We start from the raw sequence: 19,377 nt of genomic DNA, 5'->3' as shown, positions 1-19,377 counted from the left end.
AGGGCGTCCGGCACGGTTAATGAAAAGCTACTTACGGGAAGTTGCGAATAGGGCGGCGATGCGCAGTTCGTAAAATGGCCTCATCAGCGAGGAGGCGAACATGCAGCGTTCAGGCGACATGGAAGGCGGTGCTCCACGGCACGATCCTGTCCGGGAAACGGTTCACGATCTGCGCAACCTGTTCGCTGTCATTGCTTCAATCAGGCATCTGCTGGACAAGCATCAAGACGGCCCCGAGCGGCAAACCATGCTGCGCGGGCTGGAGGAGGCGGCTGTGCGGGGCAACGAGCTCACGTCCCGGCTGCTTGCCAGGCAGAAGGCGGGACAGTGCTGCCCGGTGGATGTGGGCGCGCAGGTCGCACACGCCGCGCCCTTGCTCCACGCCATGGTGAACCACCCGGCGTCATTGGAGATCGACACGCAGATGGCCTTGCCCGATGCTCGGGTAAGCGCCGACCCGGCCGAACTGGAAGCGGTGATGCTGGAACTGGTCGCCAATGCGGTCAGGGCGGGTGCGCGGCATATCTGGCTCCGTTGCCGCAGGATCAACGACTGGATCTGGCTGGTGATTGCGGACGATGGTCCGGGCTTGCAGGCGAACGGCGCTGCGCGACCGCGACTAACCACAGTGGACGGATGCCGTGGGAACGGCTTGCAGCGGGTCCGTAGAGCAATCCGGGACATGAGAGGCAAATTATTCATTCGCGGCGGTGCCCGAGCAGGCTCGGGCACAGTGGTCGTCATGCTTTTGCCGGTGGCGCCTTCCGTCGCCAGCAAATCACGCGCCCGGCATTGGAGCGCACCCATCAACAAGGAGAGTTGCGATGAAGACCGATGGACAGTTGCAGCATGACGTGATGGACGAACTTGAGTGGGATCCCAGCGTCGATCATGCGGATATCGGCGTGGCGGTGAATGACGGGGTGGTGACCCTGTCCGGCTATGTTTCCAACTATCTGGAGAAGATGGCAGCGGAAAAGGCGACTCGACGTGTCAGCGGGGTCAAGGCGATCGCCGAGGAGATCCAGGTGCGCTTCAAGTCCGAACCCAAGACGGCGGACCATGAAATTGCCAAGCGCATCCTCGACATGTTTTCGTGGAACGTCTCCATCCCGCACGAGAAGATCAATGTGAAGGTGGAGAAGGGCTGGGTCACGCTGTCGGGCGTTGTCGATGCCTATTATCAGAGCGATGAGGCGAGACGGGCAGCCGCCGGGGTTTCCGGCGTGACCGGCGTCAGCAACCTTGTCGAGGTGAAGAAGCTGCCCGTCAGCGCTGACATTCGGGAACGGATCGCCGCCGCCTTCAAGCGTCAGGCGGATCTCGACGCTGCCGGCGTTACGATCGCGACGGTTGGGAACACGGTACGCCTCGGCGGACGGGTGAAGGCCTGGCACGAACGCGGCGTCGCGGAGCGGGCGGCCTGGGCAGCGCCCGGCGTGACCAAGGTCGAGGACAATATCGTCGTATCAACATTCTGACCCGGTCCCCCGGCGGGCGCCATTGCCTGCCGGGGTGCTCCATTGCGGGTCGGTCCCTGACGCTATTTCATTGGAGGAGCATATGTCCGTCATAGATCGCGTGCGCCAATCCGCAGACGCCATGTTTCAGGCAGCCATGACCATCGGACTGATGATCGCCATCGCGGCGATGATCCTGGCCCGAATGCCGGGATGACATCCGTTGGATAGCGAACATCTTATCATGAGGAAATCGACATGAAGAACGTGCTCTTGCTCGTCCATGATGATGCCGGTCAGGAGGCGCGCCTTCAGGCGGCGCTGGACCTGACCAGATGCCTTTCCGGCCATCTGACCTGCCTCGACGTCGTGCAGGTCCCGGTGCTGGCGGGCAGCGAATATTATCCGGACGCCGAACTGATGCTGCTTCAGGATGCGCGACAACGGGAAGAGGTCAATGCCGGACGTATCCGGGCGCGGCTACAGGCGGAAGACGTGGCCTGGAACTGGGTTGATCAAACGGGCTTCATCACGCCGCCGATACAGGACAGCGCGATGCTGGCGGACATCATCGTCCTCAATACGTCGCTCGCGGATCGCATGATGCCCGACATGATCCCAATCGTGTCAGATGCGGTGCTGAAATCAGGAAAGCCCGTATTGGCGGTTCCTGACGATAGCCGGGGCATCGACTTTGGCGGCCATGTGCTGGCCGCGTGGGATGGATCGTGCCCGGCTGCCGAAGCGTTGCGGGCGGCGGTGCCACTGCTGGCGAGCGCCGAGGGCGTGACGATCATCGAGATGGGCGAAGTCAGTGGCGAGCTTGCGGAAGATGCGGCGGCCTATCTTTCCCGACATGGCGTCAGGCCGCGGGTTGAGCACGTGGACGAGCCGGAAGGCGGCGTCGCGGCGGGACTGCTGGCCGAGATGAACAGGCGGCGGCCGGCTTTCTGCATCATGGGAGCATATGGACATTCGCGGTTGCGCGAGAGTCTGTTCGGCGGAATCACCCGGACAATGCTGGGGGAAGCGAATGTTCCGTTATTCCTGGCTCACTGAAATCCCATAATGAAAGCATCAATTGAAATGGCTTTGGGTGGAAGGCGGGGAGGCTGTCCAACCTAAAGGCGTAGATCATGGAGTCGTTTAGGTAGTGTAATGACCATCCGGGATTACACGGACATGGCCGAAATATCATCTGTGCCATATCAAAGACTTACGAGGGAATGGATAAGTCGTGTGTTGGAATACGGCCAATGATGTTAGGGTGCGCAGGGCCTTGCCAGGCTGACGTCAAAATCCCGCATAGGGTGAGGCCATGCCGTCATGGAAAACAGCGCGTCCGCAATATTACGCCCTCGCCATTCTAGGGGTTGCTTTAGTAGCGGCGGTCCGGCTGCTTCTTGATCCATGGCTGAGCGACCGGTCGGCCTATCTGCCCTATGTCATCGCAATCCTGGGCATCGCGCTCTGGCTGGGCAAGGGACCGGCGATCCTCGCTACCCTGCTGAGCGTTGCGGCAGGGGTGGCGATTACCTATCGGTCGACGCTACAGAACCGCGACCTGATCGAGATCGCGCTGTTCGTCGTGACCGCTGCCGGCATCATCCTGATGAGCCGCCTTGTCCGCCAGTCGAACCAGCGGCTGGAGGTGGCTGAAGTCGCCGTCGAACATGGCGGCGCGGCGAACGAGCAGCTGGCGGTCGAGCTCAACCTGTTGATCGATGGCGCGCACGGGTTGGCGATCTACATGTTGGATCCGGCTGGCCGGGTGATGATCTGGAACCGGGGCGCCGAGCGGTTGAAGGGCTGGACCGAGCAGGAGGTGCTGGGCAAGCCATCTTCCCTATTCTATCCCCGCGAAGCCGTTGCGGCGGGCAAGCCCGAGGCCGATATCGAGCGTGCCTGCGCAGAAGGGCGATTCGAAGAAGAGGATTGGCGCGTCCGCAAGGACGGGTCGGAATTCCTGGCGGCGGTTAGCTGGACCGCGCTTCATGACAAAGATGGCGCGCTGCGCGGCTTTGCGAAGATCGTGTCCGACATCACCGAAAAACGGTCGGCCGAAGGCCAGCTGCGCGCCCATGAAAGCCAGCTGCGCGCGATCCTGTCCACCGTGCCGGACGCAATGGTGGTGATCGACGAGGCTGGCACGATGCTGTCGTTCAGCGCGGCGGCAGAGGCGCTGTTCGGCTATGCCGAGCTAGAGGTGCTGGGCAAGAATGTGCGCATGTTGATGCCGTCCCCTGATCGTGAACGGCATGACAGTTATATCCAGCGCTATCTGGAAACCGGTGAAAAGCGCATCATCGGCAAGGGCCGGGTCGTTTCGGGCCGGCGGGCCGACGGGTCCATATTCCCCATGGAACTATATATCGGCGAGGCGGTGCGCGGGAATGAGCGCATCTTCACCGGCTTCATCCGCGACCTTACCGAAAGGCGGGCGGTCGAAGATCATATGGCGACATTGCAGGCCGAATTGATCCATGTGACGCGGGTGAGCGCGATGGGAACGATGGCGTCGACGCTGGCCCATGAACTCAACCAGCCGATCGCCGCCGTCGCCAATTATGTCGAGGCCGTGCGCGACCAGATGGCGCAGCCACAGCAAAGCGAGTGGCCGATGATGCGAGAGGCATTGCAAGAGGCGGCGAGCGAGGCGCTGCGGGCAGGCCAGATCGTTCGCAGACTGCGGGAGTTCGTGTCGCGCGGCGAGGTGGAAAAGACGATCGAAAGCCTGCCCGAACTGGTGCAGGAAGCATCTGCACTGGGCCTCGCCGGCGCGCGCGAAATGGGGATCGACGTACAGTTCGACATCGATCCGCTGGCGTCGCCCGTGCTGGTCGACAGGGTCCAGATCCAGCAAGTGCTGATCAACCTCGTTCGCAATGCGTGCGAGGCGATGGCGGACAGCGCGGTCAAGCAGCTGACCATCGCCACGCGCGCGGCCAAGGACGATCTGGTCGAAGTCATCGTGTCGGACACTGGCTGCGGCATTGCACCGGGGGTGGCGCGACAGCTTTTCACCGCATTCGTCAGCACCAAGCCCAACGGTATGGGCCTTGGCCTTTCCATATGCCGCACCATCGTCGAGGTGAATGGCGGCAAGATCTGGATGGAAAGCCGCAAGGGAAAAGGCACTGATTTCCACTTCACTCTCATTCGAGCGCAAGCCGAGGAGGCATATGACCGTGAAGAAGTTCGTTCACATCATCGATGACGAGGATGCCGTCCGGCGGTCGGCGGGCTATATGCTCAAGACGTCGGGCTATAGCGTGGAGACATGGGTGTCGGGGGTCTCCTTCCTGAAGGAAGCCAGATCGGCCGAGGAAGGCTGCATCCTGCTCGACGTTCGCATGCCCGACATGGATGGGTTGGAGGTGCAACGCGTCCTGGTGGAGCGGGGGATCGCGATGCCGGTCATCATCATGACCGGACATGGCGACATATCGATAGCGGTGCAGGCGATGAAGGCAGGCGCAATCGACTTTCTGGAGAAGCCGTTTGAAAAAGTGGTCCTGATCGATGCGATCGAGCGCGCGTTGGACCGGGTGCGCTCTGCCAAGGGGGCGACGGCCGATGCTGCGCGCGCGGAGCTGATCATCGGGGCGTTGACGGTGCGGGAGCGGGAGGTGCTGGAGGGGCTGGCGCAAGGGCTTCCCAACAAGACTATCGCCTATGACCTTGGCATTTCATCCCGGACGGTCGAGGTGCATCGCGCCAATCTGATGGCGAAGCTGCATGTCCATAGCCTGTCGGACGCCCTGCGCATCGCCTTTGCCGCAGGCATGGGCCGCAAGGACCTGACTGCGATCAATACGTAAAGACTTGGGCGCGCGCGCCATGGCACCATTTTCTCATGTTGCTCACACCAGCGGCGCAAGGCGCGCCGAAATTATCCAGCCCCCCGATTTTCGTCGCCCTGTTGGATGACGATGCCGGAGCGAGGCGTTCGATGCAGCTGCTGTTGCAGGGGCGGGGTTTTCAGGTGCGTTCCTTTGCCGACCCCGAGGCGCTGGTCGCCGATGTGAAGGCGAACAACCCGGCCTGTCTGGTGACGGATTACCGGATGGCGGGATGCAATGGCCTGGAGGTGCTGGACAGGTTGCGCGCGGCGGGATGGAGCGGGCCCGCGATACTGGTCACAGCCTATGGTTCGGCCGAATTGCTGCAAAAGGCGATGGCGCATGGCTTTGGCGCCGTGATCGACAAGCCGTGCAAGGATTCGGCGCTGATAAACGCCATCAGGGACGCGACGATGGGTCAAGTAGGGAATTGACAGGTGCCGTCATGACGAACGCTGGGAAAAAGCAGGCAGCCGCGCGGCCTTTCGCCGTCATGGACCTGCTGTCGCCCCGCGAACGCGAAGTGCTGGCCGCGGTGGCAAGCGGCCATACCAACCGGGAGACCGGCAAGCTGTTGGGCATCAGCCACAGGACGGTCGAGGTCCATCGCGCCCGGTTGATGCGAAAGCTGGGCGTGCAGTCGGTGGCCCAGCTCGTTGCCCTGTATGTGCTTCACGGCCAGTCGCACGCCGGCCAAGGCAGGCCGTCGCATTGAGGCCGATCGCCTGCCCGTCTCGCCGGGCGCAACCGGTCCCGGCGCTGGAGCACCTCGTATAATCCCCAATGTCGCCGGGCATGGATTGTGGGATCATGGCGGTGGGACCCCGGAATAGTGGCCCCTCTATCTTCAGCGATTGCATGCGAGGAAGATGATGACCGAGGCAAGAACCGCCCGCCATTCGACCATGGAAGCGTCCGACGAGCTGGTGCAGATGCTGCGCCGCCATGCCGAGCTGCTGCCTTCGCCCGACGAGGTGGAGGCGTTCGGAAGTTTCTTCGACCGTTTCGGGGATGCGCGCGTCGTCCTGCTGGGCGAGGCGAGCCATGGCACGTCGGAATTCTACCGCGCGCGGGCGGCGATCACGCGGCGGCTGATCGAGCGGCATGGCTTTACGCTGGTGGCGGTGGAGGCGGATTGGCCCGACGCGGCGCGCATCGACGATTATGTCCGGCATCAGGCACCGCGCCCCAGAAAAGGCGATGTGTTCGTCCGCTTTCCGACATGGATGTGGCGCAACCAGGAAGTGCTGGCCTTTGCCGACTGGCTGCGTGGCCATAATCAGGGACTGGAGGCACAGCGGCAGGCGTCCTTTCACGGGCTGGACGTCTATTCCCTCAGCGAATCCATCCATGCCGTGCTGGCCTATCTGGACAAGGTCGATCCGCGGGAAGCGGAGCAGGCTCGCCGCCGATATGGATGTCTGACGCCATGGCAGGACGAACCGGCCCAATATGGCCGCACCGTCATGATGTCGGGCGGCAATGGGTGCGAGGACGGCGTCGTGGCGCAGCTTCGCGAGTTGCTCGACCAGCGGCTGGACCTGTTGAAACACGATGGCGATGCGTGGTTCGACGCCTATCAGAATGCGCGCATCGTGCGGGCGGCCGAACGCTATTACCGGGCCATGTATCGCAGCTCTACCGAGAGCTGGAATCTGCGCGACCGGCATATGTTCGAAACGCTGCAAAACCTGATCGCGCATCGCGGCAGTGGCACGAAGGCGGTCATCTGGGCGCATAACAGCCATATCGGCAACGCCGCCGCCACGGCCATGGGATGGCAGGGGGAATTCAACATCGGCCAGCTTTGCCGCCTTGCTTATGGCGACGATGCGGTGTCGATCGGGTTCGGCACCGATACGGGCCTGGTCGCGGCGGCGAGCGATTGGGGCAGCGCGATGGAAATCAAGACGGTGCGGCCGGCGCGGCCCGACAGCTATGAGCATGCCTTTCGTCGAACGGGCGTGGCGCGCTGCCTGACCGACTGGCGCGGGCGGGACAAGGCGGCATTGCGCGATGCGCTGAGCCAGCCGCTGCTGGAGCGCGCCATAGGTGTCGTTTACCGGCCCGAGACCGAGCGGCTCAGCCATTATTTCGAGGCCGTGATGGCGGAGCAGTTCGACGCGTGGGTGTGGTTCGCTCAGACGACAGCGGTGGTGCCGCTGGGCGCCGAACGGCCGCATGGCGCGCCAGAAACCTGGCCTTTTGGATTATGATCATGACAGAGCTTATCGCGAACAGACATGATGTGGTCATTGGCGCGCATCGCCTGTCGGGCTTCCTGGACGTTCCGGAAAACGCAACCGGGCTGGTGATATTTGCCCATGGCAGCGGCAGCGGGCGGCACTCGCCACGCAACCAGCATGTGGCGGCGGGCCTGAACCGTGTGGGCATGGCGACGTTGCTGGTCGACCTGCTGACGCCGGAGGAGGAACGGGACCGACGCAATGTGTTCGACGTGGGGTTGCTCGCACGGCGACTGCGCGAGGCGGCGGAATGGGCGGAGAAGGTGCCGCAGCTTGGGCCGTTGCCGCTCGGCTATTTCGGCGCGAGCACGGGCGCGGCGGCGGCGATCATCGCGGCGTCCATGCCGGGGGATCGGGCCGCGGCCATCGTGTCGCGCGGCGGGCGGCCGGACCTGGCGGGCGCGGCTGCATTGGGGGGCGTGAAGGCGCCCACGCTGCTGATCGTCGGTAGCCTGGACCAGGATGTGCTGGCGCTCAACCATGATGCCAAGACGTTGATGAAGGCGCCCGCGGAACTGGTGGTGGTTCCGGGTGCCAGCCACTTGTTCGACGAGCCGGGGACGCTCGACCAGGTGATCAAGCTTGCGGCGCGCTGGTTCACCTCTCACCTGAAAGGAGCGGCGCGATGAAGCTGCCATCGATGCTGTTCCACGATCGCCGCGATGCGGGTGTACGTCTGGCAAAGGTGCTGTCCCATCTGGCCGAGGACAATCCCCTGGTGCTGGCGTTGCCGCGCGGCGGCGTGCCGGTCGCTTTCGAGGTGGCGAAGGCGCTGAGGGCGGACCTTGACCTGCTGTTCGTGCGCAAGCTGGGCGCGCAGGGATATGAAGAACTGGGCATCGGCGCGGTGGTCGACGGCGCGAACCCGCAGCTTGTGCTTAACGAGGATGTGGTGCGGCAATTGGGGCCGACGCCCGAATATGTCCGGGCCGAAATGCGCAAGCAACTGGCCGAGATCGACCGGCGGCGGCGGGCCTATCTGGGCGACCGGGAGCCGATTGCGGTGGCCGGCCGCACGGTGATCATCGTCGATGACGGGATCGCCACCGGCGGCACGGTGAAGGCGGCGCTCAAGGGACTGAGCAAGGCGCATCCCGCGCGGCTGATATTGGCGGTGCCGGTTGCGCCCGCCCATGTTGTCGCGGGGCTGCGGGAGGAGTGCGACGATGTGATATGCCTCTATGAACCCTATCCCTTTTATGCGGTGGGAGCGCATTACGTCGTCTTTGATCAGACGACTGACGAGGAAGTGGTGAGCCTGCTCAGCGAGGCGCGGGCTTTGCGGAGCGGGTAGTCGGCCTGAGGGCTGTCAGCGCAGTTCGTGCTGCATGATGCCGTTCAGGATGACCCAGAGCCACTCCATGCCGATCAGTTGGAGGACGAGGACGGCAAGGATCAGCGCTACGGCAAGGGTGGCGAGGATGAGCCGGTAGCGCATGGTACGCAACCCGTCAGGGCGTGGTGCGGCTGGTGACGACCGCCGATCCGTTGGGCTGGATCTGGATCAGGTGATAGGCCTTGTCCTCGCACTGGGCGCGCCAGACGACGGCGGGCGAGGGCGCGCCCGGCATGGGGTTGCTGCTCACGATAGTTTGGCACGGCAGGCCCGCATCGCGGATGGCGCGGAAGAAGACGGCGTCGCGGGCCTGCTTGGGCAGCACGGCGACCTCCGTAGCGTAGTTCGTCGCCGACGCATTGGGGTCGGGGGCGGGAGCCTCTGCCTTCTGGGCGGGCTTGCATGCGACCGCCAGCAGAGCCGTCGCCAGTACGGCCATCGTCCGCATCGCACCTTGTCCTTTACTGGTCATCAGCATCCCCCTTTTCCCACGCCCGCCACGCGGGACCAATGGGGACATATACTTATGCTGGCGTGGGCAGCGCGGCGCGCGAGCTGGCCGGCGGCGCGTGGCCGAGATCATGACGGAGTGGAGGGCTTCGGCAAGCACCGCCCGAGCGGGATTGGTGCTTCTATGATCTAAGCCAGCCCGTTGTCCCTCATCGCGTGGGCGATGAGGGGGGCGAGCGCGGCCTTGCTTGTTGGTCCGTCGATGCTGTCGCTGCTGGCGATGCGCGCGATCCCGTGGGCAGCCATGAAGGCGAGGTCGTCAGGGTGAGCGAGGCAGTGAGTGGCGATGGCTTCGATGGAGGTTGCGCCTGCCTGACGCAGCAATTTCGCCGCTTCCACCAGCGTGCGGCCGCTGGAGATCATGTCGTCCACGATGATGGCGCGGCGGCCCCTTGCGTGCTCCACGTCCGGGATGGTCAGGCTCACCTGACGGTCGCTGAGGCGCTGTTTGGTTGCGACCAGGGTTTCGAGGCCGAGTGGTCTGGCGATCGCTTCGGTCCATTGGCGGGATTCACTGTCCGGGCCGATGATGATCGGATTATCCCCGGCGTCGATCAGCGCCGTGAGCAGGGGGGCTGCGGACAGGCTGATGGCGGAGATGCCGGGGATGGCTTCGGATAGCGTGGCGACGCGGTGGAGGTGGGGATCGACCGTCAGGAGCGCATCGAAATGGCTGGCGAGCAGGCCGCCAATGACCTTCTGGCTGACCGCTTCGCCGGGGTGAAAGGCTTTGTCCTGCCGCATATAGGCAAGATAGGGCGCGACGAGGATGACGCGCTCCGCCCCGCTGTCCCGCGCGGCGGAGGCGGCGAGCAGGAGTTCGATGAGCTTGCGGTCGGGATCGTCGAGCGAACGATACAGGATGACGCTCTGCGCTGATGCGGGAATGCGGACGAGCGCTTCCTTGTCAGGGAAGCGGTGGACGGCGACGTCACGAACCGGCAGGTCGAGCGATGCGCCCAGCCTATCCGCCGCCGCCATGCTGTCCGCGAAGGCGAGGATCACCGCGCTCACCGTGCCACCATATAGCCCGAATCTTCCGCCGCGAGGTCGCGCGCGAAGCCAAGGCCAGTGGGCGACTGGGCGTGGATGCGATAGAGCGCCTGCCCCTTTCGCACCTGCGCGCCGACCTTGTGCAGTAAGTCGATGCCCGCGCCCTTGTCCATCGGCGCACCGGCGAGGCGGGCGATGCGCGCGATGCGATGGCAATCAATCGCGCTCACCCGCCCTTCATGCGGCGCGACCACTTCATGGACATGGTCGCCGAGGGCGAACTTCACCGGCTGCCGTCCCTGCGCGTCGATCAGCCTTTCCATGGCGGCGAGCGCCTTGCCAGAGGCGAGCAGGTCCATCGCCCGCGCATAGCCCCGGCCGCCGCGCAGGGCGGGATCGAAGTCGAGGACGCGGCCCGCGAGGAACAGTGCATGCTCGCGCAAGTCCTGCGGCGCGTCGGCATCGTTGCGCAGCACCGCCATGACATCGCGCGCCTCCAGCACCGGGCCGACGCCCCGGCCAACGGGCTGCGAACCGTCCGTGATCACGATGTCGATGACGAGGCCGATCTCGTCTGCGATATGTTCGAACAGCTTGCGCAGGCGAACGGCGTCATCCTGCGTGCGGACCTTTGCGGTGGGTCCGAACGGTATGTCGAGCACCAGATGGGTGGACCCGGCGGCGAGCTTTTTCGACAGGATGGAAGCCACCATCTGCTCGAACGTGTCGATGCGCAGCGGGCGTTCGACGGAGATCAGCACATCGTCGGCGGGCGACAGGTTCACCTTGCCGCCCCAGGCGAGCACGGCCTTTTCCCTGGCGACGATGGCGCGCATCGCGTCTTCGCTGAGGTCGACGCTCGCCAGCACTTCCATCGTGTCGGCGGTGCCGGACGGGGAGGTGATCGCGCGCGACGATGTCTTGGGCATGATGAGGCCGTGCGCCGCCACGATCGGCACTACGATCATCGACGTGCGGTTGCCGGGGATGCCGCCGATGCAATGTTTGTCGACGACCAGCGGGGCCTTCCAGTCGAAGCGGTTGCCGACATCGGCCATGGCGCGGGTGACGGCAAGGGTTTCCTGCGTGCTCATGAACCCGGCGCAGGCGACCAGGAATGCGCCGATTTCCATCGGTGAATAGCGGTGGGCGGCGATGTCGCGGATGATCGCGGATATCTCGTCATCCTGAAGCGTATCGCCGTCGATCTTGCGCCCGACAAATTCCAGGCTGCGGGGCGGCATCGCCTGTTCGATTGCAACGGCCGCGCCTTCGGGCAGGGCGAGGCGCCGGAATGCCTGCTCGCCAAGGCCGATTTCGCCCGGCTTCAGCATCGCGGGTTCATCGACCAGCGCGAGGGTGGCGAGGATTTCGGCGCTTCCGTCACTGATGCGGATCTTGCGCAGCGCCTGGAATTGCTCGGCGGAATAGCCATTGCTTTCACGCAACAGAAAGGCGGTGTTTTCAGGGTAGGTGTCGATGGCGAGGCGCTTGATCGTCAGCATGAGGATCAGCTGCCGTCGCCAAGTTGCGGCGGGACGGGTGTGCCATGCAGTTCCTGCGCGACACGGGCGCAGATACTGGCCGCCCGCTGGCGCACGCGGGCAAGATTGTCCTTGAAGAAGTCGGCGGGTGCGCTGTCCACGACATTGCCGATATACAGCGCCTCGCTCGATTGCATGGCGAAGGCGCGGAACAGATAGGTGCCGGCGAGATTGCGGAGCGCTTGGGCCTGGCCTTGCGATTGCAGCCAGTCCTCCGGCGCGCCGGAGGTGGTGATGGCGCACAGATGGCCGTTGCCGAGCAGGCCCGCGCCCGCGCCATGCTGGACCTGGCCTATGGTTGTTCCCGCACCCAGCACCCGGTCGATATAGCCGACGAGGATGGCAGGCGGCATGCCGAACCAGACGGGAAAGATGAAGGTGATGACATTGGCGCCGCATAGCAGGGCGAGTTCGGCCTGCACGTCCGGGGAGAGGCGGAAGTCGCTGCGGCCCGGGCGTTCATGTGCCTTCAGCACCGGATCGAAGTTCATGGCGTAGAGGTCGCGCAGGATCGCCTGCTGACCCGCCGCCTCCACCGCCTCGCAATAGGTTTGCGCGATGCCGGCGTTGAAGCTGCGGGGATCGGGGTGGGCGAGCACCACCGCGTGGCGGATGGGAGATGGGGACGCGCTGGGCATGGCCGAGTTCCTCATTTGGCGTGCTGGCGCTGCTTCGCCTCTTGATAGGCGTCGAGCACGCGCCGCATCCGCGCCAGCGCATCGCGGCGGGCGCGTTCGCTGCGGATGCGGCCGAGATGCTGTTTCAGGTGGGTGATGAAGTCGGCATAATCATTCTGCCAGTCGGGGCCGCTCAGCTCCTCCATGTCGACCCGGCCGGTCTGGATGCGGCGGGCCGGCTTGCCGGGTTCCAGCGCATAGACTTCGCCGATCTGCGGGGCAATGATGCTGGCTGCGGGATTGTCCGCCTGCGTCAGGATGCGCAGGGCGGCGACGGCTTCGGGTTCGCCATGGTCGAGGAACAGGCTGCCGCTGATCGGCCTGCGCGCGCTGATCCAGCCGTGCAGTTCATCGCGGTCGGCATGGGCGGAATAGCTGTCGATGCGGCGGATGCGGGCGCGGACATTGATGTCCTCGCCAGAAATGCGGACGCGCTGGGCTCCGTCAAGGATGACGCGGCCGAGCGATCCCTTCGCCTGAAAGCCGACGAACAGGACGGTGGAGTCCCGCCGGAACAGATTATGCTTCAGGTGATGGCGGATGCGGCCCGCTTCGCACATGCCCGATGCGGCCATGATGATAGCGCCGGTCATGGTGTTGAGGCGGATCGATTCCGCGACATCCTCGACATAATGAATGGACGGGTGACGAAAGACGTCTTCCCCGCCGGTGTCCTCCAGTTCCGACGCATGGGCGGCGAACACCTTGGTGGCGCGGCTGGCGAGGGGGGAGTCGACGAAGATCGGGACGTTGGGGATGCGGTTGGCGTCGGCCAGCTTGGCGAGGTCGAGCAGCAGTTCCTGCGTGCGTTCGAGCGCGAAGCTGGGAATGATGAGGTTGCCGCCGCGTGACAGGGCGTCCTTGATCTCTGTCTCCAGCTGGGTGCGGCGTTGTTCGATGGTGAACTTTTCCCGCGCGCGGTCGCCATAGGTAGCTTCGCAGACCACATGGTCGAGACCGGCGGGGGCCTGTGGGTCAGGGTGGAAGGCCTTGTTGATGGGGCCAAGGTCGCCCGAAAAGAGGAGGTGCATGCCTGCGGTTTCTATCTCGACCGAGGCTGCGCCCAATATATGGCCCGCGTTCCAGAAGCGCGCGCGGAAGCCGGGGGCTGGGTCGAACCAGTCGCACAGCGGCGTCGGGCGGGTGAGGCGCCAGGCATTGAGCGCATCCTGCTCGGTGTAGAGCGGCTCGAACAGGCTTTCGCCCGCGCGGTCGCGGCGGCGGTTGCGGCGATCCGCTTCGCTTTCCTGAATGCGCCCCGCGTCGGCGAGCATATATTCGAGCAGGTCGGAGGTGGCGGGCGTGCACCAGATGGGCTTGTCGAAACCCTGCGCCGCGAGCTTGGGGAGCAGGCCGCAATGGTCGATATGGGCGTGGGTGAGGACGACCGCGTCGATCTTGCCTGGCTCGAAGCTGAATGCGCCATGGTTCAGCGTTTCGAGCGTGCGCGATCCCTGGAAGAGGCCGCAGTCCACGAGGATGGCCCGATCGCCCAGCCGCAATTCCATGCAGGAGCCGGTGACGGTGCCTGCCGCGCCATGGAATGTGAGGGTTAAGGCAGGGCTCAAGCCGTTTCTCCCGATCCTTGTTTTCCGGCCATCATCATGGGGCCAACGGGCGGGGGAGGCAGTCCGTAGTTATACTGATGGGCGGGGGCGCATCCGTATCTTTCCTAATGTCGCGGGACGGGGCGCGTCCGCACAGTGACGCGATGAGCAGCCAAGTGCCAACGAAGCCGCCATTGCCCGTCAAGGACGAGGTGATCCTCTGGTTCGATGCGATCGGGCGCGGCGATGTCGGCCGGGTAGGCGGCAAGAATGCCTCCCTTGGCGAGATGGTCTCCATGCTGGGCGGGGCGGGCATCGCGGTGCCGCCGGGCTTTGCGACCACGGCGGCGGCCTATCGCGCGCTGGTGGAGCATAACCGGATTGGGGATCGGCTGGCGGGCATCGTGGCGCAGTATCGCAGCGGTGCGATGCCGCTGCATGAGGCAGGCGAGGGCGCGCGGCGGCTGTTTCTGGACGCGGAATTGCCGCCGTCGGTCGCTGATCCGATAGTGTCGGCTTATCGGGATCTGTCGCGGAAGGCTGGCAAGCGCGAGGTCGCGGTCGCGGTGCGGTCGAGCGCTACGGCGGAAGATTTGCCGGACGCGAGTTTCGCGGGGCAGCAGGAAAGCTTCCTGAATGTCGTGGGCGAGCGGGCGCTGCTGGACGCGTGCCGCCGCTGCTTCGCCTCGCTGTTTACCGATCGGGCGATTTCCTATCGCGAGGCGAAGGGTTTCGACCACTTGCAGATCGCGCTGTCGATCGGGATACAAGTCATGGTGCGGTCGGACCTTGCGGGATCTGGGGTCATATTCTCGATCGACACGGAGACGGGCTTCCCGCGCGTCGCCGTCATCAGCGCGGCCTGGGGGCTGGGCGAGACGGTGGTGCAGGGGCGGGTCGATCCGGACAGCTATATGGTGTTCAAGCCCTTCCTGTCGGACGGACGGCTCAAGCCGATCGTCGAGAAGCGGGTCGGCGCGAAGGCGCAGAAGCTGATCTATGCCACCGGCGGCAGCGCGCGGACGGAACTGGTCGAATGCAGCCGCCATGAGCGCGACCATCCTGTGCTGGAGGACGAGGAGATATTGGAGCTGGCCCGCTGGGCCGTGCTGATCGAGCGGCATTATGGCTGCGCGATGGACCTGGAATGGGCCAAGGATGGCGAGAGCGACAAGCTGTTCCTCGTGCAGGCGCGGCCTGAAACGGTGCATGGAACGCGATCTGCGACGGCGCTCAAGACCTGGCGGCTGACGGGCAAGGCGCCTGCGCCGGTCGTCACGGGCGCGGCGGTGGGCGATGCCATCGCGTCCGGCGCGGCCTGCATCATCCGCAGCACCGATGACATTGCGCAATTCGTCGATGGCGCGATCCTGGTGACCGACAATACCGATCCCGACTGGGTGCCGGTGATGCGGCGCGCGGCGGGGATCGTCACCGATCATGGCGGGCCGACCAGTCATGCGGCGATCGTCAGTCGGGAGCTTGGCGTACCCGCCATCGTGGGGGCGGGAGACGCGACCAGTCGCTTGACCGCAGGGCAGGACCTTACCTTGTCCTGCGCGGAAGGGGACCGGGGACATGTCTATCCTGGCCGCCTGCCCTTTGTCTCGGAAGAGGTCGATACGGCCAGCCTGCCGCTCACGCACACGGACTTGATGCTGAACGTCGCGAGCCCGGCGAGCGCCTTCCGCTGGTGGCGGCTGCCCTCGCGCGGCGTGGGTCTGGCGCGAATGGAGTTCATCATCAGCAACCTCATCCGGGTCCATCCGATGGCACTAGCCCATCCCGATCAGGTGAGCGATGCGGCTGAGCGGCGGGAAATCGAGCTGCTGACGCGTGGCTATGATCATCCGCGCGACTATTTCATCGAGACGCTGGGCCGGGGCATCGCGAAGATCGCCGCCGCGCACCATCCTCATCCGGTGATCATGCGCTTGTCTGACTTCAAGACCAATGAATATGCGCACTTGCTGGGCGGCGCGGCGTTCGAGCCGCATGAGGAAAATCCGATGCTCGGCTTCCGGGGGGCATCGCGCTATTATCATGAGCGCTATCGCGACGGCTTCGCGCTGGAGTGCCGGGCGATCCGGTTTGTGCGGGAGGTGATTGGCTTTGAAAATGTGATCGTGATGGTCCCCTTCTGCCGGACGCTTGGCGAAGCGGACAGGGTGATCACCGAAATGTCGCGCCATGGGCTGATGCGGGGAGAGCGAGGGTTGCAACTCTACATGATGGCGGAGATTCCCGCGAATGTGGTGCTGGCGGAGCAGTTCGCGGCGCGGTTCGATGGTTTTTCGATTGGCTCCAATGATCTGACGCAACTGGTGCTTGGCGTAGATCGCGATTCAGACTTGCTCGCACCGCTGTTCGATGAGCGCGATCCTGCGGTGATGAAGATGATCGCGGACCTGATCGCCCGTGCGCGCAAGGCGGGGGTGAAGGTCGGGATATGCGGGCAGGCGCCGAGCAATTATCCGGAGTTCGCCGAATTCCTGGTGCGCGAAGGGATCGACAGCATATCCCTGAACCCCGACAGCTTCGTCGCGACCCTGAAATGCGTGGCCGCGGCGGAAGCCGGGCGAGTTGTTCCTGCGGCCTGAGATGGCCGGTGCTGGCGCTGAACTGACGGGCCTTTCCGCTTCGCAAGCGCGGGAGAGGCTGGCGGCGGAAGGGCCGAACGAACTGCCACGGCCAGCGCGGCGCACGCCGTTCAGGATCGCGATGGAGGTGCTGCGCGAACCCATGTTCGCTATGCTGTTGGCAGCGGGTGGCCTCTATCTGCTGCTGGGCGACAAGGCCGAGGCGTTGATCCTGCTGGGTTTTGCGGGCCTCTCCATCCTCATCACCATCGTTCAGGAGGCGCGCACGGAACGCACGCTGGAAGCGCTGCGCGACCTGTCCGCGCCGCGCGCACTGGTGATACGTGATGGGGAAGCGCTGCGCATAGCGGGGCGCGAGGTAGTGACCGGTGATATATTGGTGTTGGATGCCGGGGACCGGATTGCGGCCGACGCTCTGCTGCTGGAGACGCAGGCACTGGAGGCGGACGAATCGCTGCTGACCGGCGAAGCGGTACCTGTCCGGAAACGGGCGGCGGGGCCAAGCGATCAGGAACAGGCCGAGCCGGGCGGGGATGATACGCCCCATCTTTTTTCAGGCGCCATCGTGACGCGCGGCAGCGGCGTTGCGCGCGTGACGGCGACAGGCCTTCGCAGCCGCGTCGGTCAGATCGGGCGGTTCCTGGAGACTTTGGAGACGCAGGTTCCGCACCTTCAGAAGGAAACGGCGCGGACGGTGAGCCTGTGCGCCGTCGGCGGTGTCAGCGTAGCGCTCCTGGTCGTGCTGCTTTATGGCGCTTTGCGTGGCGATTGGATGGCGGCGCTGCTGGCAGGGATCGCCACCGCCATGTCGTTGTTGCCGGAAGAATTTCCGGTGGTGCTGACCATCTTTCTGGCGATGGGCGCTTGGCGCATCGCGCAGGTGGGGGTACTGACCCGGCGCGCGTCGGCTATAGAGGCTTTGGGCGCTGCGACGGTCCTCTGCACTGACAAGACCGGCACCCTGACACAGAACCGGATGACCGTGACCGAACTTTGGTTGCCGTCCGGCGCTGCGACGGGTCTCGGCGAAGGTTTGCCGCATCCCGACTTCCACAACTTGATCGGGGCGGCAGCGCTGGCCAGCGCGCCGGTGCCGGTCGATCCCATGGAGGTCGCGTTTCATGGCATTGCCAGGGATGCCCGGCTTCCTGCCCGCGGCGATTGGGAGTTAGTACATACTTATGGCCTGCGACCGGACCTGCTGGCGATGTCCAATGTCTGGCGGCCGGCGGGCGAAGGCGAGCCGCTGACCGTGGCGGCCAAGGGCGCGCCGGAAGCGATTGCGCGCTTGTGCCGTCTGGATGGGGACGCGCGCCGGGCGCTGGAACAGGCGGCGCAGGCGATGGCGGCGCGGGGGATACGCGTTCTCGGCGTCGCATCGGCGCAGGCGTCGGGCGATGATCTGTCGAAGGGGCATGAAGTGCACGACTTCACGCTGCTGGGGTTGATTGGCTTGTCCGATCCGCTGCGGGCTGGCGTGACCGAGGCCGTCGCGCAATGCCTGGCGGCGGGTATCCGGGTCGTGATGATAACCGGCGATTTTCCAATAACCGCGCAGGCGATCGCCGCGCAGGCGGGGATCGGGGCGGGCGTGGTGATGACGGGCGACGAGGTGAGGGCGCTTTCCGACGCTGACCTTTGCGTGCGGGTGAAGGATGTCACGATATTCGCCCGCACCATGCCGGAACAGAAGCTGCGGATCGTGTCGGCGCTGAAGGCCGCAGGCGAAGTGGTGGCGATGACGGGCGACGGGGTCAATGATGCGCCGGCGCTGAAGGCCGCCGATATCGGCATCGCGATGGGCAAGCGCGGCACAGATGTTGCGCGGGAGGCGTCGGCCATCGTGCTGGTGGAGGATGATTTCGGCGCGATCGTCATCGCCATTCGCCTTGGCCGCCGCATCTACGACAATATCCGCAAGGCCATCGGCTTCATCTTCGCGGTGCATGTGCCGATTGCGGGGCTTGCCGTTTCTCCGCTGTTGCTGGGCCTGCCATTGGTGTTGGGGCCGATTCAGATCGCGCTCCTGGAAATGATCATCGATCCCGTCTGCGCTCTCGTTTTTGAGGCGGAGCGGGACGAAAGCCGCATCATGCAGCGGCCGCCTCGCGACCCGGCCGAGCGTCTTTTTTCGAAGGGCTTGATCCTGCGCAGCATCGTATATGGCGGGATTGCTTTCGCGCTGCTGCTCGGGCTTCAGCTGGGAGTGACGTATTGGGGATTTGCTCCGGATCGCGTTAGGACGATCCTTTTCTTCGCGCTGGTCGGATCCATCATGGCGCTCATACTGGTGAGCCGATCCTTCAGCACCTCGCTCATCCGCGCCCTATGGCGAAACAATGCGTCATTGCGGTACACCGCGGCTGCTGTGCTGCTAGCATCCGCGTCGATCGTCCTGCTGGCGCCGTTACGACGGATTCTCGATTTCTCCCCCCTCAGGCCAGCGGATTTCCCTTTTTTGATCACACCGCCCACGATCGTTCTGTTTCTGTGCGAGATCGTCAAGGAACGGCGTGGCAGGCGCGCTTGACCGCCCTTCAAGTGCAGTTGCTTCGATAAAAGCGAATTGCGGCGTGCTGCTCCTTTGGAAGTCGTGATGACGCCATATGTGAACACCGGTAT

Annotated in this window: 18 protein-coding genes; 12 read left to right on the top strand and 6 right to left on the bottom strand. The window is 64.6% G+C overall.

Annotated features, from left to right (window positions below; all coding sequences use genetic code 11):
* The first annotated feature begins 100 nt into the window (after nucleotides 1-100).
* From ACN9MX_RS16155 to ACN9MX_RS16110, 10 genes are all read left to right on the top strand, one after another.
* A complete protein-coding gene (locus ACN9MX_RS16155; RefSeq protein ID WP_363832557.1) occupies nucleotides 101-853 on the top strand; it encodes a HAMP domain-containing sensor histidine kinase in 753 nt (250 codons plus the stop codon).
* Nucleotides 825-1,481 (top strand): BON domain-containing protein, encoded by a 657-nt coding sequence (locus ACN9MX_RS16150; protein ID WP_363736775.1) that lies wholly within the window; start codon nucleotides 825-827, stop codon nucleotides 1,479-1,481. Before ACN9MX_RS16155 ends, ACN9MX_RS16150 begins: the two co-directional genes overlap by 29 nt.
* Nucleotides 1,482-1,718: 237 nt before the next feature.
* Nucleotides 1,719-2,519 carry a universal stress protein gene (locus ACN9MX_RS16145; RefSeq protein WP_363832560.1) on the top strand — a complete coding sequence of 267 codons (801 nt, stop codon included), beginning with the start codon at nucleotides 1,719-1,721 and terminating at the stop codon, nucleotides 2,517-2,519.
* A gap of 259 nt (nucleotides 2,520-2,778) precedes the next feature.
* Nucleotides 2,779-4,677 carry a PAS domain S-box protein gene (locus tag ACN9MX_RS16140; protein WP_363736773.1) on the top strand — a complete coding sequence of 633 codons (1,899 nt, stop codon included), beginning with the start codon at nucleotides 2,779-2,781 and terminating at the stop codon, nucleotides 4,675-4,677.
* Nucleotides 4,643-5,281: a response regulator transcription factor gene (locus ACN9MX_RS16135; protein WP_363832562.1), complete on the top strand. Its 639-nt coding sequence runs from the start codon at nucleotides 4,643-4,645 to the stop codon at nucleotides 5,279-5,281. Before ACN9MX_RS16140 ends, ACN9MX_RS16135 begins: the two co-directional genes overlap by 35 nt.
* Before the next feature lie 35 nt (nucleotides 5,282-5,316).
* Nucleotides 5,317-5,736, top strand: coding sequence for a response regulator transcription factor (locus ACN9MX_RS16130; protein WP_363832564.1), 420 nt, complete (start codon nucleotides 5,317-5,319; stop codon nucleotides 5,734-5,736).
* Nucleotides 5,737-5,747: 11 nt separating this feature from the next.
* A complete protein-coding gene (locus ACN9MX_RS16125) occupies nucleotides 5,748-6,017 on the top strand; it encodes a response regulator transcription factor (protein WP_363736767.1) in 270 nt (89 codons plus the stop codon).
* A 154-nt stretch (nucleotides 6,018-6,171) separates the two neighbouring features.
* The gene (locus ACN9MX_RS16120; RefSeq protein ID WP_363832567.1) at nucleotides 6,172-7,518 is read left to right on the top strand and encodes an erythromycin esterase family protein; all 1,347 of its coding nucleotides are present in this window, start codon (nucleotides 6,172-6,174) and stop codon (nucleotides 7,516-7,518) included.
* Between the two features lie 2 nt (nucleotides 7,519-7,520).
* Entirely contained in the window at nucleotides 7,521-8,177 is a 657-nt protein-coding gene (locus tag ACN9MX_RS16115) for a dienelactone hydrolase family protein (RefSeq protein WP_363832568.1), read from the top strand.
* Complete coding sequence (locus ACN9MX_RS16110; protein ID WP_363736762.1) at nucleotides 8,174-8,842, top strand: phosphoribosyltransferase; 669 nt, start codon at nucleotides 8,174-8,176, stop codon at nucleotides 8,840-8,842. The genes ACN9MX_RS16115 and ACN9MX_RS16110 overlap by 4 nt, the downstream gene beginning before the upstream one ends.
* 15 nt (nucleotides 8,843-8,857) lie before the next feature.
* Here the strand turns inward: ACN9MX_RS16110 and ACN9MX_RS16105 are convergent, their stop codons facing one another.
* The 6 genes from ACN9MX_RS16105 to ACN9MX_RS16080 all read right to left on the bottom strand — a co-directional run bounded on the left by ACN9MX_RS16105 (nucleotide 8,858) and on the right by ACN9MX_RS16080 (nucleotide 14,176).
* Complete coding sequence (locus tag ACN9MX_RS16105) at nucleotides 8,858-8,986, bottom strand: hypothetical protein (protein WP_363736761.1); 129 nt, start codon at nucleotides 8,984-8,986, stop codon at nucleotides 8,858-8,860.
* A gap of 13 nt (nucleotides 8,987-8,999) precedes the next feature.
* Nucleotides 9,000-9,356 carry a hypothetical protein gene (locus tag ACN9MX_RS16100; RefSeq protein WP_363832571.1) on the bottom strand — a complete coding sequence of 119 codons (357 nt, stop codon included), beginning with the start codon at nucleotides 9,354-9,356 and terminating at the stop codon, nucleotides 9,000-9,002.
* 167 nt (nucleotides 9,357-9,523) lie between these two features.
* On the bottom strand, nucleotides 9,524-10,408 hold the full coding sequence (locus ACN9MX_RS16095; protein ID WP_363832573.1) for a ribose-phosphate diphosphokinase: 885 nt from the start codon (nucleotides 10,406-10,408) through the stop codon (nucleotides 9,524-9,526).
* Nucleotides 10,405-11,892, bottom strand: coding sequence for a thymidine phosphorylase family protein (locus ACN9MX_RS16090; RefSeq protein WP_363736758.1), 1,488 nt, complete (start codon nucleotides 11,890-11,892; stop codon nucleotides 10,405-10,407). Before ACN9MX_RS16090 ends, ACN9MX_RS16095 begins: the two co-directional genes overlap by 4 nt.
* A gap of 5 nt (nucleotides 11,893-11,897) precedes the next feature.
* Nucleotides 11,898-12,569 (bottom strand): NAD(P)H-dependent oxidoreductase, encoded by a 672-nt coding sequence (locus tag ACN9MX_RS16085; protein WP_363832576.1) that lies wholly within the window; start codon nucleotides 12,567-12,569, stop codon nucleotides 11,898-11,900.
* An 11-nt stretch (nucleotides 12,570-12,580) separates the two neighbouring features.
* A complete protein-coding gene (locus tag ACN9MX_RS16080; protein ID WP_363832579.1) occupies nucleotides 12,581-14,176 on the bottom strand; it encodes an MBL fold metallo-hydrolase in 1,596 nt (531 codons plus the stop codon).
* Between the two features lie 155 nt (nucleotides 14,177-14,331).
* Between ACN9MX_RS16080 and ppsA the strand changes: the two genes are divergently transcribed.
* Nucleotides 14,332-16,755 (top strand): phosphoenolpyruvate synthase, encoded by a 2,424-nt coding sequence (ppsA, locus tag ACN9MX_RS16075; protein WP_363832582.1) that lies wholly within the window; start codon nucleotides 14,332-14,334, stop codon nucleotides 16,753-16,755.
* A gap of 1 nt (nucleotide 16,756) precedes the next feature.
* Nucleotides 16,757-19,285, top strand: coding sequence for a cation-translocating P-type ATPase (locus tag ACN9MX_RS16070; RefSeq protein WP_363832585.1), 2,529 nt, complete (start codon nucleotides 16,757-16,759; stop codon nucleotides 19,283-19,285).
* The last annotated feature ends 92 nt before the right edge of the window (nucleotides 19,286-19,377 follow it).

It is taken from the genome of Sphingobium sp. R-21 (assembly GCF_049913335.1).
In the GTDB taxonomy this organism is placed as follows: domain Bacteria; phylum Pseudomonadota; class Alphaproteobacteria; order Sphingomonadales; family Sphingomonadaceae; genus Sphingobium.
The sequence above is the reverse complement of the archived record's forward strand: the minus strand, read 5'-3'. Positions and strand labels throughout refer to the sequence as shown.

Bases quoted from the DNA above. Each gene is read 5' to 3' on its own strand.
- ACN9MX_RS16155 (WP_363832557.1), top strand. From the start codon at position 101: ATGCAGCGTTCAGGCGACATGGAAGGCGGTGCTCCACGGCACGATCCT.
- ACN9MX_RS16130 (WP_363832564.1), top strand. From the start codon at position 5,317: ATGTTGCTCACACCAGCGGCGCAAGGCGCGCCGAAATTATCCAGCCCC.
- ACN9MX_RS16120 (WP_363832567.1), top strand. From the start codon at position 6,172: ATGATGACCGAGGCAAGAACCGCCCGCCATTCGACCATGGAAGCGTCC.
- ACN9MX_RS16085 (WP_363832576.1), bottom strand. From the start codon at position 12,569: ATGCCCAGCGCGTCCCCATCTCCCATCCGCCACGCGGTGGTGCTCGCC.
- ACN9MX_RS16125 (WP_363736767.1), top strand. From the start codon at position 5,748: ATGACGAACGCTGGGAAAAAGCAGGCAGCCGCGCGGCCTTTCGCCGTC.
- ACN9MX_RS16150 (WP_363736775.1), top strand. From the start codon at position 825: ATGAAGACCGATGGACAGTTGCAGCATGACGTGATGGACGAACTTGAG.
- ACN9MX_RS16070 (WP_363832585.1), top strand. From the start codon at position 16,757: ATGGCCGGTGCTGGCGCTGAACTGACGGGCCTTTCCGCTTCGCAAGCG.
- ACN9MX_RS16100 (WP_363832571.1), bottom strand. From the start codon at position 9,356: ATGACCAGTAAAGGACAAGGTGCGATGCGGACGATGGCCGTACTGGCG.
- ACN9MX_RS16105 (WP_363736761.1), bottom strand. From the start codon at position 8,986: ATGCGCTACCGGCTCATCCTCGCCACCCTTGCCGTAGCGCTGATCCTT.
- ACN9MX_RS16110 (WP_363736762.1), top strand. From the start codon at position 8,174: ATGAAGCTGCCATCGATGCTGTTCCACGATCGCCGCGATGCGGGTGTA.
- ACN9MX_RS16145 (WP_363832560.1), top strand. From the start codon at position 1,719: ATGAAGAACGTGCTCTTGCTCGTCCATGATGATGCCGGTCAGGAGGCG.
- ACN9MX_RS16135 (WP_363832562.1), top strand. From the start codon at position 4,643: ATGACCGTGAAGAAGTTCGTTCACATCATCGATGACGAGGATGCCGTC.
- ACN9MX_RS16115 (WP_363832568.1), top strand. From the start codon at position 7,521: ATGACAGAGCTTATCGCGAACAGACATGATGTGGTCATTGGCGCGCAT.
- ACN9MX_RS16090 (WP_363736758.1), bottom strand. From the start codon at position 11,892: ATGCTGACGATCAAGCGCCTCGCCATCGACACCTACCCTGAAAACACC.
- ACN9MX_RS16140 (WP_363736773.1), top strand. From the start codon at position 2,779: ATGCCGTCATGGAAAACAGCGCGTCCGCAATATTACGCCCTCGCCATT.